The organism is Psychromonas sp. KJ10-5 (assembly GCF_055808325.1).
Genome location: NZ_CM147864.1, coordinates 2,566,329 through 2,588,088, shown reverse-complemented (window position 1 = coordinate 2,588,088; position 21,760 = coordinate 2,566,329). Strand labels below are relative to the sequence as shown.

At 36.7% G+C, this 21,760-nt stretch carries 17 protein-coding genes; 5 read left to right on the top strand and 12 right to left on the bottom strand.

Going from position 1 to position 21,760, the window contains the following annotated elements; translation table 11 throughout:
* The first annotated feature begins 87 nt into the window (after positions 1-87).
* Positions 88-864 (top strand): FKBP-type peptidyl-prolyl cis-trans isomerase, encoded by a 777-nt coding sequence (gene fkpA / locus AC0L3W_RS11390; protein ID WP_290039426.1) that lies wholly within the window; start codon positions 88-90, stop codon positions 862-864.
* A gap of 71 nt (positions 865-935) precedes the next feature.
* Here the strand turns inward: fkpA and AC0L3W_RS11385 are convergent, their stop codons facing one another.
* Together AC0L3W_RS11385 and AC0L3W_RS11380 are read right to left on the bottom strand one after the other, a co-directional pair.
* Entirely contained in the window at positions 936-1,532 is a 597-nt protein-coding gene (locus AC0L3W_RS11385) for a histidine phosphatase family protein (protein ID WP_409438845.1), read from the bottom strand.
* A 267-nt stretch (positions 1,533-1,799) separates the two neighbouring features.
* A complete protein-coding gene (locus AC0L3W_RS11380) occupies positions 1,800-2,813 on the bottom strand; it encodes a zinc-binding alcohol dehydrogenase family protein (protein WP_409438846.1) in 1,014 nt (337 codons plus the stop codon).
* A 138-nt stretch (positions 2,814-2,951) separates the two neighbouring features.
* On the opposite strand from AC0L3W_RS11380, the gene AC0L3W_RS11375 reads away from it, so the two are divergent.
* Entirely contained in the window at positions 2,952-3,881 is a 930-nt protein-coding gene (locus AC0L3W_RS11375) for a GntR family transcriptional regulator (RefSeq protein WP_409438847.1), read from the top strand.
* Positions 3,882-3,940: 59 nt separating this feature from the next.
* Here the strand turns inward: AC0L3W_RS11375 and AC0L3W_RS11370 are convergent, their stop codons facing one another.
* Genes AC0L3W_RS11370 through AC0L3W_RS11355 form a run of 4 tightly spaced genes read right to left on the bottom strand, consistent with a single transcriptional unit; the run spans position 3,941 to position 8,266 of the window.
* Positions 3,941-5,227 (bottom strand): TRAP transporter large permease, encoded by a 1,287-nt coding sequence (locus tag AC0L3W_RS11370; RefSeq protein WP_409438848.1) that lies wholly within the window; start codon positions 5,225-5,227, stop codon positions 3,941-3,943.
* A complete protein-coding gene (locus AC0L3W_RS11365) occupies positions 5,227-5,763 on the bottom strand; it encodes a TRAP transporter small permease (protein ID WP_409438849.1) in 537 nt (178 codons plus the stop codon). Before AC0L3W_RS11365 ends, AC0L3W_RS11370 begins: the two co-directional genes overlap by 1 nt.
* Before the next feature lie 45 nt (positions 5,764-5,808).
* Complete coding sequence (locus AC0L3W_RS11360; protein ID WP_409438850.1) at positions 5,809-6,795, bottom strand: C4-dicarboxylate TRAP transporter substrate-binding protein; 987 nt, start codon at positions 6,793-6,795, stop codon at positions 5,809-5,811.
* A 13-nt stretch (positions 6,796-6,808) separates the two neighbouring features.
* Complete coding sequence (locus AC0L3W_RS11355; RefSeq protein WP_409438851.1) at positions 6,809-8,266, bottom strand: tagaturonate reductase; 1,458 nt, start codon at positions 8,264-8,266, stop codon at positions 6,809-6,811.
* Between the two features lie 244 nt (positions 8,267-8,510).
* On the opposite strand from AC0L3W_RS11355, the gene AC0L3W_RS11350 reads away from it, so the two are divergent.
* Entirely contained in the window at positions 8,511-9,998 is a 1,488-nt protein-coding gene (locus AC0L3W_RS11350; RefSeq protein ID WP_409438852.1) for a UxaA family hydrolase, read from the top strand.
* A gap of 280 nt (positions 9,999-10,278) precedes the next feature.
* Positions 10,279-11,490, top strand: a complete 1,212-nt coding sequence (locus AC0L3W_RS11345; protein ID WP_473573030.1) for a BaiN/RdsA family NAD(P)/FAD-dependent oxidoreductase — start codon at positions 10,279-10,281, stop codon at positions 11,488-11,490.
* A 607-nt stretch (positions 11,491-12,097) separates the two neighbouring features.
* Here AC0L3W_RS11345 and AC0L3W_RS11340 read toward each other — a convergent pair.
* Both AC0L3W_RS11340 and AC0L3W_RS11335 read right to left on the bottom strand, forming a co-directional pair.
* Positions 12,098-12,769: a Fe2+-dependent dioxygenase gene (locus AC0L3W_RS11340; protein ID WP_409438853.1), complete on the bottom strand. Its 672-nt coding sequence runs from the start codon at positions 12,767-12,769 to the stop codon at positions 12,098-12,100.
* A 65-nt stretch (positions 12,770-12,834) separates the two neighbouring features.
* Positions 12,835-15,063 carry a TonB-dependent siderophore receptor gene (locus AC0L3W_RS11335; protein ID WP_409438854.1) on the bottom strand — a complete coding sequence of 743 codons (2,229 nt, stop codon included), beginning with the start codon at positions 15,061-15,063 and terminating at the stop codon, positions 12,835-12,837.
* A 365-nt stretch (positions 15,064-15,428) separates the two neighbouring features.
* On the opposite strand from AC0L3W_RS11335, the gene arsH reads away from it, so the two are divergent.
* On the top strand, positions 15,429-16,160 hold the full coding sequence (gene arsH, locus AC0L3W_RS11330; RefSeq protein WP_409438855.1) for an arsenical resistance protein ArsH: 732 nt from the start codon (positions 15,429-15,431) through the stop codon (positions 16,158-16,160).
* Positions 16,161-16,227: 67 nt separating this feature from the next.
* Here arsH and AC0L3W_RS11325 read toward each other — a convergent pair whose 3' ends face one another.
* From AC0L3W_RS11325 to AC0L3W_RS11310, 4 genes are all read right to left on the bottom strand, one after another.
* Complete coding sequence (locus AC0L3W_RS11325; RefSeq protein WP_290039420.1) at positions 16,228-17,211, bottom strand: hypothetical protein; 984 nt, start codon at positions 17,209-17,211, stop codon at positions 16,228-16,230.
* A 522-nt stretch (positions 17,212-17,733) separates the two neighbouring features.
* Complete coding sequence (locus tag AC0L3W_RS11320) at positions 17,734-19,413, bottom strand: methyl-accepting chemotaxis protein (RefSeq protein ID WP_290039419.1); 1,680 nt, start codon at positions 19,411-19,413, stop codon at positions 17,734-17,736.
* A 276-nt stretch (positions 19,414-19,689) separates the two neighbouring features.
* Complete coding sequence (gene fghA, locus AC0L3W_RS11315) at positions 19,690-20,544, bottom strand: S-formylglutathione hydrolase (protein ID WP_290039627.1); 855 nt, start codon at positions 20,542-20,544, stop codon at positions 19,690-19,692.
* Positions 20,545-20,615: 71 nt separating this feature from the next.
* Entirely contained in the window at positions 20,616-21,749 is a 1,134-nt protein-coding gene (locus AC0L3W_RS11310; protein WP_290039418.1) for an S-(hydroxymethyl)glutathione dehydrogenase/class III alcohol dehydrogenase, read from the bottom strand.
* Positions 21,750-21,760 lie beyond the last annotated feature (11 nt).

Genomic DNA, 21,760 nt, shown 5'->3' with positions numbered 1-21,760 from the left:
GTATAAGTTAACTGTTTTAGATACTGCTTTACAATTTTTGAAGTGAAATCAAAAGCTATCTGTTTTAATTTAATATTTGGAGTAACAATGAAAAACATTTTTAAAGTTTCTTTACTAGCAGCTACAGTTGCATTGACCGTAGGTTGTAACCAAGAACAAGAATCAGCTGCCCCGGCTCAAGAAGCAACTGCTGTGAATTTTAAAGATGCTAACGAAAAAGCAGCCTACGCAATCGGTGCTTCATTTTCTCGTTACGTTTCGACTACATTAGAAAAACAAGCTGAATTCGGCATGACATTAGATAAAGAAGTTATCCTACAAGGTATCACTGATACATTACGTGGAAACTCTAAATTAACTGATGAAGAGATGATCGAAACACTAAAAGTATACGATACAGAAGTTAAAGCAGCTGCAGAGAAAAAACAGCTAGAGTTATCAGAAAAAGCAACGGCGGAATCAAAAGCATTTTTAGAAGAGAATGCAAAAGCTGAAGGCGTAACAGTGACTGACTCTGGTTTACAATACTCTGTTATTACTGAAGCGGAAGGTCCTAAACCTGCTGCTGAAGATACAGTAACTGTTCACTATGTTGGTACATTAATTGACGGTACAGAATTCGATAGTTCTGTTGCACGTGGAGAACCAGCTAAATTCCCACTAAACCGCGTTATTCCTGGTTGGACTGAAGGTGTTCAATTAATGAGTGTTGGTGAGAAATACAAGTTTGTTATTCCTGCAGACTTAGCATATGGCGAACAAGGCGCTGGCTCTATCCCTGCCAATGCAACACTTATCTTTGAAGTTGAATTATTAGATATTGAAAAGAAAGCGGCAGATACAGAAAAGAAAACAGCTGAATAATGCTTTTAAAGCGTAACTGATTTACCAAAGCCACTTTTTAGTGGCTTTTTTTGTGCTTGGTTTTTCAAAAGTTAATCGTTACGTTGAATACTTTGTAGTGTCCATTGATCTGCCTCATAAGTTAGATGACAGACGCTAGCATTGTGAATATTAAATTGCCGAGGTGCATCCACTGGGATGTGCAAAATTTGTTTTAGCAACATCACAATCGATAATCCATGTGTCATAACTGCTATAGATTGACCTGGGTGTGATAATGCAATTTCATTTAGCTTATTAACAACTCGCTTTTGCACTTCTTGTAAGGTCTCTCCTTTACCAATACGATAACCTAGTTCCCCAGAAAATAAGCGCTGTAGCTTTTGTTTATCTTGTAATGTTAACTGCAGTTTAGGTTGTCCGTCTAAATAGTCATAACTAATCTCACGTAACCGCTTACTAGTATGTAAAGTAAGCTGATGTGTTATAGCTAATGGAGCTGCAGAATTCTGAGCTCTGCCTAGGTCACTGCAATAGAGTTGTTGTAAAGGAATTGCTTTAAAGTATTCGACTAGCTGTAAAGCTTGTTGTTGGCCTTTTTCTGTTAATGGGCTATCTGAGTGCCCTTGAAAGCATCCCTGTTGATTAAATAAGGTTTCGCCATGGCGAATTAAGTAAATATTAGTCATCAATTTCCTTATATTCATAGCCTACGTATATTCATTTTTTAATTATGATATTATTTTAATTAGTGAAAATGACAGTATTTTATTTCAAACTATCGGTGTCTTTCAGTATGAATATATTACTTATTTTTGATTGTAAATGTAAAAAGAGTGATAGATAAGGCGTGAGGAGAGTAGATTAATATAATAAGAGGTATAGCATCTGAGTGATAAGCAGAGTTTAATGAAGCTTATTCTTCATTAAACTCACACTAAAACTCACACTAAGATTTATAAAAGTATAACGCCTTTTAATAGATCTTTATTACCAACCACTTGCTCATTGAATGTATTTCCAATGTCTAAAAAGTTAAATGTATGAGTCAGCATCATTTCAGATGAAATCTCACCTGAAGACATTAAGCGTACGACTTTGTTAAAATCTTCTGGAGTTGCATTGCGACTACCCATCATAGTGGTTTCTTTTTTATGAAAATCAGGATCGCTAAATTCTAGATTTCCCTTAAACAACCCCACAAAAACAATTTTACCGCCATTACAGATTAAGTTAACAGCATTATTCATTGCTCTTGCGTTACCTGTCGCATCAATAACCGTTTGCGCTAGATGACCTGAGAAATTCTTTCGAATAGACTCTTCTGAGTTTTTAGCTGCTGGATCAATAGTAGGGACACCCAATACTTTTTCCACATGAGTGCGTCGTTCTAGAGATGTGTCGGCAACAACTACATTTCCTCCATCAGCTTTGGCAATGGCTGCTGCGCCTAAACCGATAGGCCCTGCACCAACAACCAGAATATTTTCTCCCTGTTTAACGGCTGCTCTTCGTACAGCATGAGCACTGATAGCAAAAGGTTCTATTAATGAAGCTGTTACGGGGTCAATATCACCGACGGGTAATACATTACTTTCAGGAATCGCTAAATATTCACCAAACCCACCATTTTCATGTACACCAATAACAGAAATGTTTTCACAGCAATTGGTTCTGCCGCTAAGGCATGATGGGCATTCATTACAAGCTACGTATGGGATTAATGAAACGCGTTCGCCAACTTTAAATCGGGTAACAGAATGACCTAATTCTGTAATGTCACCACATACTTCATGGCCTAATACTCTTGGGTAATCAAAAAAAGGTTGATGGCCTGTGAAGGCATGGATATCTGTACCACAGATACCAATCGCATTAACCTTGATTAAGACTTCTTTTTCAGTGATTTTTGGTTTTTCTATTTCTCGATAACTTAGCTTATAGGGCTCAGTACACACAATGCTTTTCATAAATACTCCTGCGTAATAAAGTTTATTTATTATCAACTTGGGTATAAGATAATGTCCATTAAAGGTAATAAAACGAGATCAAGTCCGCACTTTTCTGAATTGTAACGGTACTTTATACTTATAAAAATCAGGTGGGGTATGGGAAGAAATCAAGATTTACGAAAAATAGTAATTAATCAGGTATTAGAAGGTATTTCTACGGGCAACCTTAAGTCTCCTTTGCCTTCTCAGACATCGCTAGCTGAGCTTTACAATGTGAGTAGAACAACGATTAGATACACGATTAATTATTTAATCGGGAATAATATTCTTGAATATAATGGTTCTAAATTACAGGTCACCAGACAACCCGAAGAAGAAGATAAATTTACAGAAATTAAAGAGTTAAAAACAACATCTGCTAACCAAATAAGTCAAATTGATAACTACTTTACACAAGCGATAAATAATAAAGAGATTAAGCCGGGTGATATTTTTACGGAAGCTCAAATAGCAAAAAGTGCTAATGTTGATACGCAAGTTGTTAGAGAGTATTTAATTCGTTTTTCACGTTTTGAGCTAATTGAAAACATCCATAGAGGAAAATGGATGATGAAAAAGTTTGACCCAAGTTATGCCAATAAACTTTTTGAGTTACGCGAAATGCTTGAAAATCATGCCTTATGTAAATTTATGAATTTACCTACGACTGACTCTCGTTGGGCAGAAGCGAAATTATTACTAAATGAACATCGCGATTTTAGAAAAACGCTTATTAATAATCCTCGTGATTTTGCCGCATTAGATCGTAAGCTACATAAGTTAATACTGTCAGCAGCTGATAACCCTTTTATGGATAGCTTTTTCGATATCATTTCTTTTGTTTTTCATTGTCATTATCAGTGGAATAATTCAGACCTACGAACTCGTAATCAAATTGCGATAGATGAGCATATGTTGATTCTAGGGAAAATAGTCATGCGAGATGATATCGGTGCTTTGAATGAGCTGACGCGTCATTTACAAACGGCTAAACGAACAATGGGAAGAAGTTTAGATCAAGAGTTACTGCCGGAAGAGATTGAATAACAGATTATAGTTCAATGAGCTTAAATAATGCAGTTCATTGAACTATAAGTGAGGTTTAGTTAACCAAAAACAAGATTAGGTAAACCAGTTGATACAACAGGTACAAAGGTAATTATTAATAGTGCTGCAATTAATAATAACCAAAACGGTAATACTTCTTTAATAAAGTCTTCAATGGCAACTTTAGTTATAGAGCAGGTGGTAAACATAACAGTTCCTAAAGGAGGAGTTATGGTGCCGATTGCACTGTTAAAAATAAAGATAATACCAAAGTGTACAGGGTCAATACCATATTGATGCGCGACAGGTGCTAACAGTGGAGCTAATACAATCATCACCGCATTGCCTTCTAAAAACATACCAACAATTAGTAAAAATAAGTTAACTAATAATAAGAATGCAATCGGGCTGTCTACGGCAACTGTTAACCAAGAAGCTAAATTTTGCGGTATCCTTTCCCATGTTAAAAACTTTGAAAAACCAAAGGCAACACAGATGATGAATAAAACATTGGCAGCAGCTAATACTGATTCATTGGTTGCTTGCCACATGGTCTTTATTGACATTTCTTTGTAAACATAAAAGCCTAAAAATAATGCATATATAACAGCAATTGCACCGGCTTCTGTTGGCGTGAATATGCCGAATCGAATACCCCCGATAATAATAACAGGTAACAATAAAGCTAATATTGCATCTTTAGCAGAGAGGAATACTTCCTTTTTAGTCGCGGGCCTCTCTCGTACTGAAAGATAATTTCTTTTTTTCGCGATAAATGACACTAATACCATCATCATGACACATAAAAGTAAGCCTGGAACAACACCTGCTAAAAATAGTTTTCCGATCGAAACATTATTGACATAACCATAAATAATAAGCGCGATACCAGGCGGAATGATAGGAGTAATTAATGATGATGCTGCAGTAACTGCCGCAGAAAATGCAGGGCTATAACCACGTGCAACCATTTGTGGTACAAGCAGTTTAGAACCCATTGCTGCATCTGCAATATTAGAGCCAGAAAGCCCTCCCATGAGGGTACTTAATACAACATTTACTTGTGCTAAACCACCGTTCATATGCCCCGTCAATACTTCACAAAAACCTAATAATTTTTTACTGATGCCAGTCTGGTTCATAAATACACCGGCCATAACGAAAAAAGGAATAGCTAGTAAAGTTACAGAATCTAATCCACCTGCTAATCTTTGAATAACAATTACTAACGGTATGCTGTCATTTAATACGAAGTAGCCTAATGTAGAAATAAATAGACAAAATGCAACGGGTACACCTAATGAAAATAAAATCATTAATGCGATAATTGGAATAATAATATCCATTACACTTCTCCTGACTTTTCATTCATTAATGGTTTCACGATAAAAATTCTAAACTGGTGGTATAACATGAAAAATGCACTAACAGGGATCGCTGCGTATATGTAGGCATAAGGTATTTTTAATGTAGAAGTAAAGCGATTTTCAGACATTTGTAGTAGTTGGAGTCCGTAAAAAAGCATGAATATTAATGCAATGCTTATCATTATGGGCACTAATATGTCATTGATGAAGCGATATACTATAATAGGTAATTTCTTTATTAAGTAATCAACGTTTACATGCTCTTGATGACTCATTAGTACGCTGGCTCCCATAAAGGTAAACCAGACAAATAAAGCCAAACACACCTCTTCTACCCAAGCACTTGGTGCATTAAGTACATAACGCATTACAACGCCATAAACGGTTAGTAATACGATAAGTGCAAGTGACGATGAAGCTATGATTTGATCCACTTTGTTAAACAAACTGATACTCTTTAATAGATAGTTGTTCTGTGGGGGGAAACTTGCTCTAGGCTCAGTCACAGAATTCATTCCTTTCTCCTCAAATAATTAGGGCGGTTAAGCCCTAAATATTTATTATTTCATTTCTGCCAGTTTAGCTTGTGTATCAAGGTAAAGGTTAGGTGTCCACTCTGAAAAATCTTTAGGTACTTGTTGACGAGCAGCTGCTTCAAAAGCAGCTATATCAACTTTATTTACAGTTACACCTTCTTTTTTCAATTGCTCAATCATCTCTTGATCTGAAGCCTCGACCAACTTAGCACCATAAGCCACCATTTCTTGACTTGTACTGATGATTATTTCTCTTTCTTGATCGGTTAACTTATTCCAAAAACTAGTGCCAGCAACAAAAGGAGACATATGTTTAGAGTGAGAAGTCAGGTTTAAATTCTTCGCCACTTCATAAAACTTACCACCGTAAAGTACAGCTGGTGGGTTTTCTACACCGCTAATGACTCCTTGTGCGATACCCGGATAAACATCAGCCAAAGACATTGGTGTTGGAACTGCACCCATAGCGGTTACAGTAGAAATTGCCACTCGTGAATGCTGTACTCTGATTTTTACACCGTTTAAATCGGCTGGTGTTGTTACTTTATTTTTAGATAATAAATGGCGTGTGCCATAAACAACGTCAGGCACAACTATTTTTAGCCCTTTATTTTCTAATTGATTTGCAAGACCGTTAAACCATTCTGTATGTAATAATTGAGATTTTTTCTTGAAAGATTGTGTTAAATACGGTGCATTAATCACACCAAAATCAGGTATCGTATCCATTAAATAACCGTATGAACTAATTGTGATGATATTCGCACCAAACTTAGCTTGCTCTAGCACTTCTGTTTCACTTCCTAGCTGACTTGATGGAAATAAACGAAATACTATTTCACCTTGTGATTTATCTTTTACTTTATCTGCCCAAAAGTGCATCGCTTTATCAATGGGTTCACCCGATTGATTACCATATGCAATCATGACTTCTGTTGCTGCTTGAACTCCACTAGAAAGTGCGCAACTTAATCCCAATGCTGTAACTATTTTGATTATTGAGTTTTTCATATCATGTCCTTGTTTATTGTGGTTCGTTTATTGAAAATTCTTTATTTAAGGTATTTCTGATTCCAGTATCTTTAATGCTCGTTAATAGGTTAGTGACTTCATTTGTGAGGGCTTTTTCTAAATTAAGGTCTCTGTCCCAAATTTTTTGTAGGCTCAGTACGTTGCTGACAAGTTGTTGTATATTGGTTTCATATAAAGGAGCCCACTCAATAAATGAGTTAATGATCCACTCTTCATCGGTTATTGGTATGGTTTGCTCTCCTCTTTTACCAAGGTAAAAACAAATAAGGGCGGCAAAAGAGAAAGCCAATAATTTAGGTGGTTGTTTATTGGTTTGAATATAGCTCAGTAATTGAGGCAGAATTCTAGATTTGAATTTAGCAAATGAATTAAGTGATATAGATATTAAAAAATGTTCTATATAAGGGTTTTTAAAGCGATTAATAACTTCGTTACTAAAGCTGACAAGATCGTCTTGATCCATGTTGAGGCTAGGAATAATTTCTTCGATAAGTAGTTTGTCGATAAACGTTGCGATTTGTTTATCATTCATTGCCGTCGAAACAGTATCAATTCCAGCTAAATAAGCAACGGGTACTAATGCAGTATGCAGACCATTTAATATACCTACTTTTCGTTCTTTATAAGGCTTAATATCATCAACAATTTTGATGTTGAGTGGATATTTATCAAGGCATAATTTTTGATTCAGCTCTTTAGGCCCCTGAATAACGAAGAGATAAAAGTATTCAGCAGATACTAAAAAGTCATCTTGATAACCAAGTGTAGATTCAATTTCTTTAATGTTACTTTTGGGGTAACCAGTTACGATACGATCCACTAATGTTGAACAAAAGGTATTGGCTTTGACTAGCCAGGTTTTAAAATTATCACTTAGTTCCCATAATGAGCAATATTGTAATAAAGCGGATTTTAGCTGTTCTCCGTTATAATCAATGAGCTCGCAAGGTAAGAAGATAACTCCTTTCGTTAAGTCCCCTGAAAAATAGTGATAACGATGTAACAAAAATTGAATAACTTTACCTGGGAAAGTTTTAGCAGGATCCTCTGTTAAACGATCTTCGGCATCAAAAGTAATACCTGCTTCTGTCGTATTAGATATAATCCATTCCAAGTGCTCATTTTCAGCTTCACGTAAAAAAGAATCAAATTCACCATAAACTTGAATCTCTTTATTAATTGAAGAGATAATTCTTGGCTGTGAAACAATATCTCCCTTTTCATTAATTCCTTGTATCAAAGCTGTATAAAGTCCGTCTTGTTCATCTAATTTAGGATGATTGGCTTTAATAGGTCTAACAACAGCGATGCCAGCATTAAAATTAGTGAACTCATTTAATAAATCCACCTGCCAGTCTACAAATGCACGTAAAAAATTACCTTCACCAAATTGAATAATCTTGACTGGATATATCGGCAGTGTGTGAGTTGAACGATTTAATTTTTTCATGGTAAATAATGCCTCAAATATTTATTAATCTAGCCGTACTTAAAAACTGAAGGCATCTTAAGTAATAAAAACAGGGGGCTTATGCAAAATAGCTAATAACGAGATATAAATCGTTTAAAACGGATTTTTATTGGTTTTTTATTATAAAAAACCGGATTTTCGGGGCGTATGTCGCCTTTTTGTTGTGTTTTTAAATATAAAATACTTAAATGGGTGAGGTGAAGTTCAACAGAAGAGACAAAATATGAAACAGTTTACCCATATACACCCTACAGATAACGTTATTATCGCACTTAAAGATATAGAAACTGGTCAAGTTATTAATATTAATGGCCAATCTGTGATCGCGAAAGAGATGGTTGGTAGAGGCCACAAAATAGCGATAAAAGATATTAACAATGCAGAATCCATTATTAAGTATGGAAGCCCTATTGGCCACGCTATTGAAGATATAAAATCCGGACAAATAGTGCACACTCATAATATTAAAACTAATTTATCTAATGTAAATGATTACCAATATAAGCCTAAGCCAGTACATTTTGATACGCACATCGCAGAGAGAGAGATACAAGCCTACCAAAGAAATAATGGAGAAATAGGCATCCGAAATGAGCTTTGGGTTATTCCTACAGTAGGTTGTGTGAATGGTATATCACAACAAATTGTTAATCGCTTTATAGAAAATAACCCGCAGTTACTTATTGATGGCATATACGTTTTCCCTCATCAATTTGGGTGCTCTCAATTGGGGGATGATCATGAAAACACAAAGAAAATTTTAGCTGATATGGCACTTCATCCTAATGCAGGTGGCGTTTTAGTCATCGGGCTAGGTTGTGAAAACAACCAAGTAGAACCTCTTAAGGAATTATTGGGGGATTATGATGAACAACGTATTCATTTTATGGTGACCCAGCAGGAAATGAATGAAGTAGAAGTAGGTCTAGAGCACATTAATGAGATTTATCAAATTATCTCTCAGGATAAGAGAAGTCCATGTTCAATAGGTAAGTTAAGAATTGGGCTGGAGTGTGGTGGGTCAGATGGGTTATCTGGGATCACTGCAAACCCTTTACTTGGCGTTATTTCTGATTATTTAGTGACACAAGGAGGAACAACCGTATTAACCGAGGTACCTGAAATGTTTGGTGCGGAACATATCCTATTTGAACGTTGCATTAATGAAGACATATTTAATAAAGCTGTTGCAATGGTCAATGAATTTAAACAGTACTTTATTGATCATAACCAGCCAATTTATGAGAATCCCTCTCCAGGTAATAAGAGTGGAGGCATTAGTACATTAGAAGATAAGTCGCTTGGCTGTACTCAAAAAGCCGGTAATAGCCCAGTTGTTGACGTGTTAAAATATGGTGAGCTATTAAAAACACCAGGGCTAAATTTATTAAGTGCCCCAGGCAATGATGCTATTGCCACATCGGCACTTGCTGCTAGTGGTTGCCATTTAGTGTTATTTACAACTGGGCGAGGAACACCTTATGGTGGGTTTGTACCTACAGTTAAAATATCTACTAATTCTGACTTATTCCAAAGAAAAGGCCACTGGATAGACTTTAATGCTGGTTCACTCGTTGAAGGTGGAGAGATGATAGATATTTCAAATGATTTTTTAAATGAAATTATAAAAATAGTGAATGGTCAAAAAACATGTAATGAAAAAAATAACATCAGAGAGTTAGCGTTATTTAAATCAGGGGTAACGCTTTAATTAAAATTTTACGTGATATGAAGTATGGTCTTTGATGCGGTATTGAAACATTCAAAGGCCATATTTGTCTATAAAAGATATGGCCATTAACATCACATCTAGCGATACTTTTCCTTCTTTTGTAATTTCTTCGTTCATCCTCAAAGAGGCCTTCCTATGGTTAAACTCTCACTATATTATGGTGACGATATAGGTAAATTTAAGCACTTATAAAATGGCAAATAGTGTATCCTTGTGCGATAAATTTTAGACGATAATGAACAAGTGTTAGGTGATTGATGTGATTGGTTTTGACGTAGTGGTAATTGGTGCTGGTGCATCTGGTTTAATGTGTGCTATTGAGGCAGGTAAACGAGGACGAAAAGTACTGGTTATCGAGCATGCTAAGCGTATTGGTCAAAAGATTATTATGAGTGGCGGTGGACGTTGTAATTTCACTAACTTATATGTGGAGCCAAGTAATTTTCTTTGTAGTAATCCTCATTTTGTTAAATCAGCTTTAAGTCGTTACACGCAATGGGATTTCATTGCCATGGTGGATAAACATAATATTGCATGGCATGAGCGCGATCATGGGCAACTTTTTTGTGACGATAGTGCTAAACAGATAGTAAAAATGTTATTAGATGAAGCCCAAGCAGCAGGCGTGACTATCAAAACGCAATGTGAAGTAATAACACATCAACAACTAGGCGATGACCATTTCAGTCTGCAAACCTCACAAGGTGATTTTGAATGCCAATCATTAGTCGTTGCAACAGGCGGGTTGTCATTACCTAAGCTAGGTGCGACGCCTTTTGCTTACCAATTGGCTGAACAGTATAATTTGCCAGTGAAACCAACACGCGCTGGTTTAGTGCCTTTTACTTTACAGCCGACTCAAAAAGAGAAACTAACTGAATTATCAGGTGTTAGTTTACCCGCATCGGCCACTGCAATTAAAAAGAATGCGACTAAAAAAGATCGTCCAATGAGTTTCAGTGAAGCGTTATTATTCACCCACAGAGGGCTAAGTGGCCCAGTTATTTTACAAATATCGAACTATTGGCAAGCTGGTGATACGATCTCAATCGATCTATTACCAAGTGAAGATTTAAACTTATTACTGACTCAAACCCAGCAAGACCGCCCCGAATTAGCGTTAAAAACACTGCTATCACAACATTTACCAAAACGAGTGGTGGAATGTTTATTAAGTATTGCCGAAATTGAAAGCCGCCCTTTAAAACAGTTCACTGAAAAAGAGTTATTACAAGTTGTAGAGCTGTTCCATCAATGGCAACCTTTAATCAACGGTACAGAGGGCTACCGCACTGCGGAGGTAACTTTAGGCGGCGTTGATACTGATGTTATCTCTTCTAAAACCATGGAGTGTAAATCAGTTAAAGGATTATACTTTGTAGGTGAAGCAATGGATGTAACAGGGTGGTTAGGTGGCTTTAACTTTGCTTGGTGCTGGAGCTGTGGTTGGGCTGCAGGGCAAGCTGTTTAGTGAGAAGGTGAGTTTTACTAACATTGAGTTATCCTCTGTTACTCATTAGTGTTTTACAGAGGCTAATTTTTATTTTACTTTTCTTCTAGCATATTGATGATGTAATCAAAAGGTGCATCAGCTAGTTCATTTTTTGATCCGTATAAATCATTTACAGTGTCTAAGACATCAACGGTAGTTCGAGTCCCAACTTCAAAACCAGATTGTATTGCTTCTCTATCTGTAAATGTTGTTAAAGATAATAAAAAACTGGTATGTACTTTTGAAGAGTATGAGCAATCAAAGTATAAGGCATATTTAGTCTAGAAAGAGCGTAAATATCAGACTAAAGCGACTCAAATTATGATTGAAATATTACTTGATGAAATAGGAATATTTATGGGTTAGTGGTGGAGTAAAGATTGTGGAATATGAACGGCTTAAGCTTTATCACATATATTATTGTACATAACTATATGTTATCTCTTCAATTAACAGTTTAAATATCTACTTAACTTTTCTCTTCGCTTTAAGTGGCAAGTACTGCAGGAGTCCTCAGTTTGAACTGGCTTTATCTTCGATATACAGGTTAAATTCACTATTTTTTATTACTGCCTATCGGCCTAGCTTAGGTTTCAGCCCATAAACGTAATAAGTTAGCGTGTGATTTACTGATTTTGTCAAAGGCGCTGCTTTTACCTTGTTGTTTCATTATATCTCGTCTGGCACTATCAAGATCTTTCAGTACTTCACGTTGTTCTGCATGACGTATGTAACTCTCTAGCCAGGTTACCGCAACATGCCTTACTCCTTGAGTAACAGGCGTGACTTGATGTAGTGATGTCGAAGGGTAAATAATGGCATGTCCTGCGGGTAGTTTATAACTGAGTTGCTGTACTCCGAACGAAAAAACTAATTCTCCTCCTTGGTAATCCTCTGGATCGGAAAGAAATAATGTACAAGAAAGATCAGATCTGAGTATTGCTTCACTACCCATTAACGCATCATCTACATGATCACCATAACCACCAGAATGTTGGCTTTGACTAATCAAAAAAGGGGCTATTTTTTTAGCATAAGTGCTGGTGGAAAATTCTGAGTGTGTAACCAATTGGCTGGTTAGGGCGTTAGTTACTTCAGATTCTAATTCTGGCGTTGCTTGCCATTGCTGATTAGTTTTTACTGATTTAGCAGCCCAACCTGCCGTGTCGGAACCTGCATAAAATTCTCCTAGTGTAAGTGTATTATGGATGTTAACTAAGGTTTCTTTATCTAATACATTTTCTAGAATGGTGATCATGAGGTTTTATATTACCTTTGTTAATGAGGGTGAACAGTAATATTACTGCCCACCCATTTTAACCGTTATAAACGGTATTTAAAGTCCAAGGTGATTGAACGAGGGTCATTGGCTTCTGCTGAAACCCAGTTTGGTGTAGTTACTACACGGCTTTTGTCAAATAGGTTACGTACCACAAGTGATACATCCCATTTTTCCATTTCGTAGTAAGCACCAAAGTCGAACTCTGCATAACCAGGAATAGTATAATCACCATCGTTGCGAGAACCTTCCGCACGCATACCTAAGGCAAAACGCATTGGTTCATTTTGCATCGCATAGCTATTCCATACTGAGAATGCATGATATGGAGTATAGTTAGCCTGTCTACCTGCATCATCACCAGAAGTATCATGTGCATCTGTGTAAGCATAGCTAACGCGGCTAGATATTTGGTCATTAAAGTGGAAGATGGCATCAACTTCTACACCTGTTGATCTAAATGCTTCGCCTAACTCTTGTGTTAAGACGCGCTCTCCATCGATGGTTTCAGTGCTCGTTGGATTTTTAGTGTTAATGTAGAACAATGTAACACTTGCATCTAGTTTCTTATCAAAGAAATCGCCTTTTACACCTATTTCATAGTTGTCACTTTCTTCTGACTCATACTCAACACCATCTTGACCATATTGAATTAGGTTTGAAGTATCAACTGGCTCATAAGCTTGGCTGTATGAAGCAAATAGATTGATTTCAGGGTTAAGTCGGTAGACAACACCTACATCATAAATGAAGTTAGTCAGGTCTTGATCGTAAGCATCATCACTTGAGCTTGTTTCTTCACCGACGTATTTAGTAAAACCAACACCTAATGCAAGGGTAAAGTCGTTAAGCGAAATACGATCTTTTAGGTATAAATTAAGCTCTTTATCAGTAGCGGTAGAGAAGTCGCCTTCTTTTAAAGAGTCAGGCATAGCAGAGTATAACTGACTATCAGGATCATAAAGGTCAATTGTATAAAGGCCTACTGCTTCTGCGTTATCTTGGAAGTTACGCATAAACTTAGTTTCTTTATAACGGAAGTTAGCCCCTACAATCATATGATGTTCAAGCTCACCAGTATCAAACTTGCCTTCAGCATTCATATCTAATAATGCGTATTGATCTTCACCCTTAGCGTATACCCATTTTCTTTCGAAGGTGGTATCACCGATACTGTTACCTAAAGCACTACTATTACTAATGTATAAATCTTGAGATTCTGATTCAGTTTGAACAGCGGCAGCTCGAGCATTTAATGTCCAATTTTGTAATTGGTGTTCAATACTGAGTTCTAATGTAGTAGATTCAGTTGTACCTTTATCCAAGGGGCTACCATAGTAACTACCTCGATTGATAACACTACCGTAACTATTGGTGGTATCACCTAATGTGCCGTTCGCAAAATTAGTGGTGAATACTCCATCTGTCCAAGCACTTCCGCCAACTCTTTCTTGGTTTTTATATTCTACACGTGGTGTGATTTTTGTGTCTTCACCGATTAAGAAAGTTAATGAAGCATCAACTAGTTGGTCATCATAAGAACGACCTTCTTGGTAGCCATCAGCATCAGGTGTGAGCTCTGCATTGATTCGATACAATACTTTGTCACTCACTAATTCTCCTGTGGAGTCGATATTTACTGATGTTTGATTTCTTTCAAAGTAACCCGTGTCATCAGAAACAAAAGAACGATTTTTAATGCCTAAGGTTGTTTCAGATTCTTTTTTAGGCTTTTTAGTGGTGACATTTACCATACCGCCACCAACACCAGTTCCATATAAAATTGCATCAGATCCAGTTAGGAAAGTCGCAGACTCAAGGTTATAAGTGCTCGGTAAACGTGACCCTGTACCTGTTTCCCCACCTTGCAATGAACGTAAACCATTCACCATAAAATTATCGATATTAGTTTCAATTCCTCGAACAATCACACGACGAGCAGCAGAGCTTTCAGTGTGGAAACTTGCAACATATTCAGATATATCACGTGTATCTTCAGCAGCCATATCACTGATTTCTTTCTCTGATACTTGTACAACAGAACGACCTGTTTCTTTTAATGTTAGGTTCATTTTTGTTGCTGTTGAGTCAACGGTATTATTAATACCTTGCTGTTCTGACTCTGCTGTTACAGTAATTGTTTCAAGGCTCGATGCTCCATCTTCAGCCTCTACTTCTGTGGCAAATGAGGTTGGAGATAGTGCTGTGATCAGCGCTGATCCTACTGCTAAATGAGAAAGAGATTTTGAGGTGTTGAAAGACTTGCTAGACATGCTCCATAGTTTCCTTTTAGATAATGATTTTGTTAATCCATTTATGTATATCCAATATACTGGCGCGGACTTTAAACTAAATGATAATTATTACCATTATTTGGAGGGCTAATTTACATTTTTTACATTTGTTGTTTGGCCTTCTAAAGCATCAGTCGCTATATTTTCACCAAATAATGATAGGAAGATAAGCCACTGAATTTGAATAAATTATTTTAAGTGGATGGATTATCTTATTTTGGTTTAATGATGTGATTTTATATGTGTTTATTTGTATATATTATTTATGTTATGTTTGTTTTGCTGAGTGAAGTCTACACGTTTAGTTTAGTGTTTTTAGTTTGTAGGTCCTTTAGGAGAATAAAATGTCCAATACCAATTCAAATCTACCCAATATCAACGAACAAGCTTTTGATAGTCCAACTATAGATAAGTTAGCTATTACACCTTTAGTGACTGAAGGTATTCATAAGCCAAGGATCTTATTACTTTATGGGTCATTACGAACACGTTCTTATAGCCGTTTAGCAGTGGAAGAAAGTGCTCGCTTATTAGAAGCAATGGGGGCGGAAACTCGAATTTTTGATCCTACGGGTTTACCGCAACCCGATACAGAAGATGAAAGCCACCCTAAAGTAAAAGAGTTACGTGAATTGATGATTTGGTCTGAAGGGCAGGTTTGGTGTTCGCCAGAGCGTCACGGTTCGATGACAAGTATTCTAAAAAGCCAAATTGATTGGATGCCATTAAGTATTGGTGCAGTGAGGCCAACACAGGGTAAAACCTTAGCGATTATGCAAGTATGTGGCGGTTCTCAATCTTTTAATGCGGTAAATCAAATGCGTATTCTAGGTCGCTGGATGCGTATGTTTACTATCCCAAATCAGTCCTCGGTGGCAAAAGCATTCCTGGAATTTGAAGAAGATGGGCGTATGAAACCTTCATCTTATTACAATCGTATTGTGGATGTGATGGAAGAGTTGATGAAATTTACTTTATTACTACGTGATAATAAAGATTACATGGTTGACCGTTATTCTGAGCGAGTCGAAAGTGCAGCTCAGTTGAGTGAACGAGTTAATCAAAAGACGATATAAATAAGTTACTGATTTGAACATCGTTAATCATTGCGATGTTCAAATAGAGTTTTAGATTAAGCTTGTATTAACTAGCAGGTTGTAAATATTGTTCGATAACTTGTTTATGCTTTTTGGCTAGGGCTCCGGCTTGCACTGGAGGAATACGCATCAAATCTACTTTTTGATTCGTTTTAGAAAACTCACTAGCAAAGTGAGCAGCTAATTCATGCTTACGAGTTTGTTGTGATAGGTCGGCAATATCTGCAATGTCTATACTTGGATCAAAACGGTGAAAGCCTCGGTAATTAAAATGTTTATCCACATGTAAATCACTTAATCTAACAAACTCATGCATTAACCCTCTACTCAAAGTATTCAACGAAAGGTCTTCAACCATTAGGTATAATGTCGCATTAGTCATTTCTATCAAGGTACTGCGCTCACTTTGATGGACATTGATATCCACTAACCACAGGCCATTTGGTCGCTGCTGTACATCAAGTAAGCTTAACGTGCTGTGATCGTAACTAATTTTAGCCAGTGTATTTTCCACTTCTTGCTGTGCATTAAAGGTGATGTGCTGCTCATTAACCAGCTCATCTTTATTATAAAACTCAGCCATTAAAGGTAAATCTATATGTGTGTTGAATGGGGTGGTTGTACTGTCATTAAGTGTTAGTTTAAATAGTTCTCTTACTTCATGCTCACGAGATTTTTTAATTGCTAAAAAAACGCTTTGAATGATTTCGGAGGTTGGTAGTTCAGGCTCAACACGCCATTTTCTGCCAAATAATAACTTTTCTTTATTCTGTTTTAGTGACGATTTTTTGTGATAGTTATCGTGTCCAATTACGCCGACTTGAATATATAAACCATTGGCTTCTTGTGCAGCAAAAACCACATACCTTGGATCGTATTCAATATCACATATTAATGCTTCCACACTTGCTAGCGTGTGATGATAGGTCAAATAGTGTTGAGGAACACAATAATCACCATTGCTCAGTAATACTTTTGGCGCTTTAGGCATCATTTTTTCACCTAAACGCAGCACGACTTCTTTCACCATCTGAGAAACCTTCTAAGGAATATTATTACAGTTTAAAACATATACGCCATGCAATTCGTGAAAGTTCACTGAATTGATAAAAAGTCCAGATAAAGACCTGTAAAACGTTAGAATAATTTCATCACACACTGATTTTCGCCCAACTTAAACTTTGCATAATAACAGTCTCTTTATATTCAAAGTGACTGATACCAATCACACTGATTAATGGATCTACTTTAGTTGTTAAAATAACTTATTTTGTCGTTAATTCTTCGATATATTATTAACGAAGTTAATCTTCGAAAGACTCAAATTACGCCTTAAACTAAGTCATTTTTCTATGCAAAAGTTAGATCATTTTTTAATATAATTAGTATGAGACAGTGTTATATGTTGTGGGGAATATAAGCGACAACCATGAAGTATTTATTACTATTGTGGCAATTTTTAAAGTGATGGAAGTGGTAGGCAAAGCTAGAAGAGAAAAGCCATAGATGAATACCTAATTATCTATGGCTAATTAAATTATAAGAGCCAAATTTATTTTAATTTGAAGTAACTAACAGAACTCAGTAGTTCTTCACTTAAGTCCGATAATGAAGAAGCAGAAGCCATTGAGACTTGAGCTCGATTATTGTTCTCTTCGGTAACTTGGTTAACCTCTTTCACATTGGCGCGGATCTCATCCAAGGTATTGGTTTGTATAAGCGATGCTGTAGAGGTTTGTTTGGAAATATCTTTAATTTGCTCCACGGAAATATTAATTTCATCAATTACATGACCTGTATTGGAAACATGTTCAACACTTTGTAGTGATTTATTGTGACTATTATTAATCACAGAGACTGCACTCAAAGTACTGCGCTTTAGGGTTTCTAATGTGACTTGAATTTCACCAGTAGAATCTTGTGTACGCTGTGCTAAATTTCTAACTTCATCGGCGACTACAGCAAAGCCTCGGCCTTGTTCTCCGGCTCGTGCTGCTTCAATAGCTGCATTTAATGCGAGTAAATTAGTTTGGTCAGCGATACTTTTTATCACCTCTAAAATATTGGTAATATTATCTGCTTCAATATCTAACTGTTGAATAGCTGTCACTGAGTTTTCGATCTCACTAGCTAAATCTTCAATAGAATTAATAGTGTCGTACACTATCTCTTTACCTTTTTGTGCCGACTCAATAGCATTGTCTGATTTAGCGACCGCATTGTCCGCATGTTCAGCAAGCTGTGTCGACACTTGATAAAGGTCATCCACTGAATTTGATAGGGTTGTCATTCTAGTGCGTTGAAATTCAGCATCTTCAATTCTTTGCTGATTATCTTTTAGTAAGCCATTGGTTGAGTCATTTAAATTATTAGCCATCGCAATCACTGACTGGAAAATACCTTTTAAATTACTGGTCATCGAAGAGACTGAGCGTTTAATTTCACTGATCTCGTCTTTATTGTTACCTACATCAATATTTTTACTCAGATCTCCCTGAGCTAAAGAAGAAGTAGCAGAAACAATACTATGCAGGTCTGTTTTGAGTTTCCTAATGATTAAAAAAGAAATCACAATCACGATAAAGAAGATGCTCACGGCTAACACCATTGATTGAATCATGATGTAATTTTCTTTTTCAATAATGTTGGTTGCACGAATATTCACTAATTCATCATGCATATTATTAATGCGCTCGATACTGTCTAGAATTGGAGGAACGGCTAAACGCGCAGCCTTTTCTGCTTTTTTACGTGCTACAAAGGTCGCTTGGGTTAACCAGACGTTTGTTAAGTCTGATAAAGCGCTTTCTAATTGCTTAATCTGCGTTACTAATTGGTCGCGCGCTACGATTAAACCTTGATCTTGGGGTAATGAAAGTTGCTCATCCCATTGTTGTTGAAGTGTGGGACTAATTGCCAATAAATTACCTTGATAGCTTGCTAGCAGTGTTTTTACTTTATTGGTTGATGCCTCTAGCTCTGATTGTTCAATGGCGCGAGCAGAAAACTTCATGCCCATCTCTTCCGAGTCTTGATAAGCTTTAGTGATCTCTTTCCATTGGTTGTTGGTAAGGGAGTAAAACTTTAAAATCTCTGAGTCTAAAGTGATATTTTTAACCACTTCCCTGCTGTTGTTGACTAGGTTAATCGAGATAAATAAGAGGGCGCATAATAGAAGCAGCACCAAGCCTGATATCTTAAATGATAACGTTAAGTTTCTAAATAAATTCAAACTAAATCCTTATAGTATAAAAGTTATTGTGAAATACGATAATTAGACTGTATCACTACTACCTAAAAAGTGAGAGTGAAAATTACACTCAAGCTGTTTGAAAAATCACCGTCACCTATCACGATTAAGCATAATATTTAACTTTAAACGATTGAATAGGAGACTAAGCATGAACTTTTTAACTATCTTCGAGTGTTGATATGGAAGAAAGTAAAGGCAAATACTGCCTTTACTGTATCGGCGGAAAATGAAAAAGCTTAATTAATTTTTAGGCATTTATTTGTTAAGCAAACCTAAATTTAAGGCGTGGAAGCGTAGGTGAGACTCTATAAAGCTGCTAATAAAGTAGTAACTGTGGTCATAACCTTCACGCATATTAAGTTTAAAGTAATTAGTATTTTTAGTGACCAGTACAGAAAGGTTTTCTGGTTTTAACTGCTCTTGTAAAAATGAATCTTGGGTTCCTTGATCAATTAAAATAGGTTGATGCTCAGTTAATGGTGCTAGTAGTTCGCAGCTATCGTAAGCCTTCCAAGCATTGCGATCTTCACCTAAGTAAGCCGTAAATGCTTTTTGTCCCCAAGGGCAATTGGTTGGATTACAAATTGGGCTGAATGCACTGATTGATGTGTACAAGTTTGGATTACGTAAACCAATAGTTAATGCACCGTGTCCACCCATTGAATGCCCACTGATTACTCGCTGTTGAGTGACAGGGAAGTTGGCTTCTATCAAGGTTGGTAGTTCATGCACAATGTAGTCGTACATTTGATAATGTTTATTCCAAGGCGCTTGTGTCGCGTTAACGTAAAAACCTGCGCCTAAGCCAAGGTCATAAGCTTGTTTTTCATCATCTGCTACATGCTCTCCACGTGGGCTAGTATCAGGTGCAACAATTGCTATACCTAACTCAGCAGCTAATCTCTGAGCGCCTGCTTTTTGCATGAAGTTCTCATCACTACAAGTTAAACCGGATAACCAATACATGACAGGTACTGGGTTATTAGCACTTGCTTGAGGAGGTAAATAAATAGCAAAACGCATTTCACAATTTAATACAGAAGAAGGGTGAGTATATTGTTTGTGCCATCCTTCAAAGAGTTTATTACTACTGATATTTTCAAGGATCATCATTATAGCCCTTTTAAAACAATGAAGAGGCTAAGCATTGATACATGCTTAGCCATAAGTAAGCGATCTATTTATTTGTGTTCGAAGTGAATTACACTACGGATACTTTCACCACTGTGCATTAAATCAAATGATTTATTAATGTCTTCAAGTGGCATGGTATGGGTAATAAAGTCACTTAATTTGAATTCTCCAGCTAAATACTGTTCAACGATGGCTGGTAATTGAGAACGCCCCTTAACCCCACCAAATGCAGTACCACGCCATACACGACCTGTTACTAATTGGAATGGGCGAGTTGAAATTTCTTGTCCTGCACCAGCCACACCAACAATTACTGATTCACCCCAGCCTTTATGACAACATTCTAACGCACTACGCATTACATCAACATTACCAATACATTCAAAAGAGTATTCAACGCCTCCGTCTGTCATTTCAACAATCACATCTTGAATTGGTTTGTCGAAGTTTTTAGGATTGATACAATCTGTCGCACCTAATTGCTTCGCTAGTTCAAACTTACTCTCATTGATATCAATACCAATAATTTTATTTGCTCCGGCCATTTTTGCACCGATGATTGCAGATAGGCCAATGCCACCTAAACCAAAGATCGCAACGTTATCGCCTTTTTCTACTTTAGCTGTATTTAATACTGCACCCATACCTGTTGTTACACCACAACCTAATAAACAGACTTCTTCAAGTGGCGCTTCTTTGTTTACTTTTGCTAGTGAAATCTCAGGTAATACTGTGTATTCAGAGAAAGTTGAACAACCCATGTAATGGAAGATAGGTTGACCATCTTTATAAAAACGGCTTGTGCCATCTGGCATTACCCCACGGCCTTGTGTTTCACGAACGGCACTACATAAGTTAGTTTTACCTGATGTGCAGAACTTACAAACACCACATTCAGCGGTATACAATGGGATGACATGATCACCAACACTTACACTGGTTACTCCTTCACCAACTTGTTCAACGATACCACCACCTTCATGACCTAAAATAACTGGAAACAAGCCTTCAGGATCTTCACCTGATAATGTGAATGCATCTGTATGACAAACACCCGAAGCGATAACTTTAACGAGCACTTCGCCTTTTCTTGGTAACATTACATCAACTTCTTCAACAACTAACGGTTGATTTGGGCCCCATGCAATAGCTGCTTTTGATTTAATAAATTGATCTGTCATATCTACTCCAA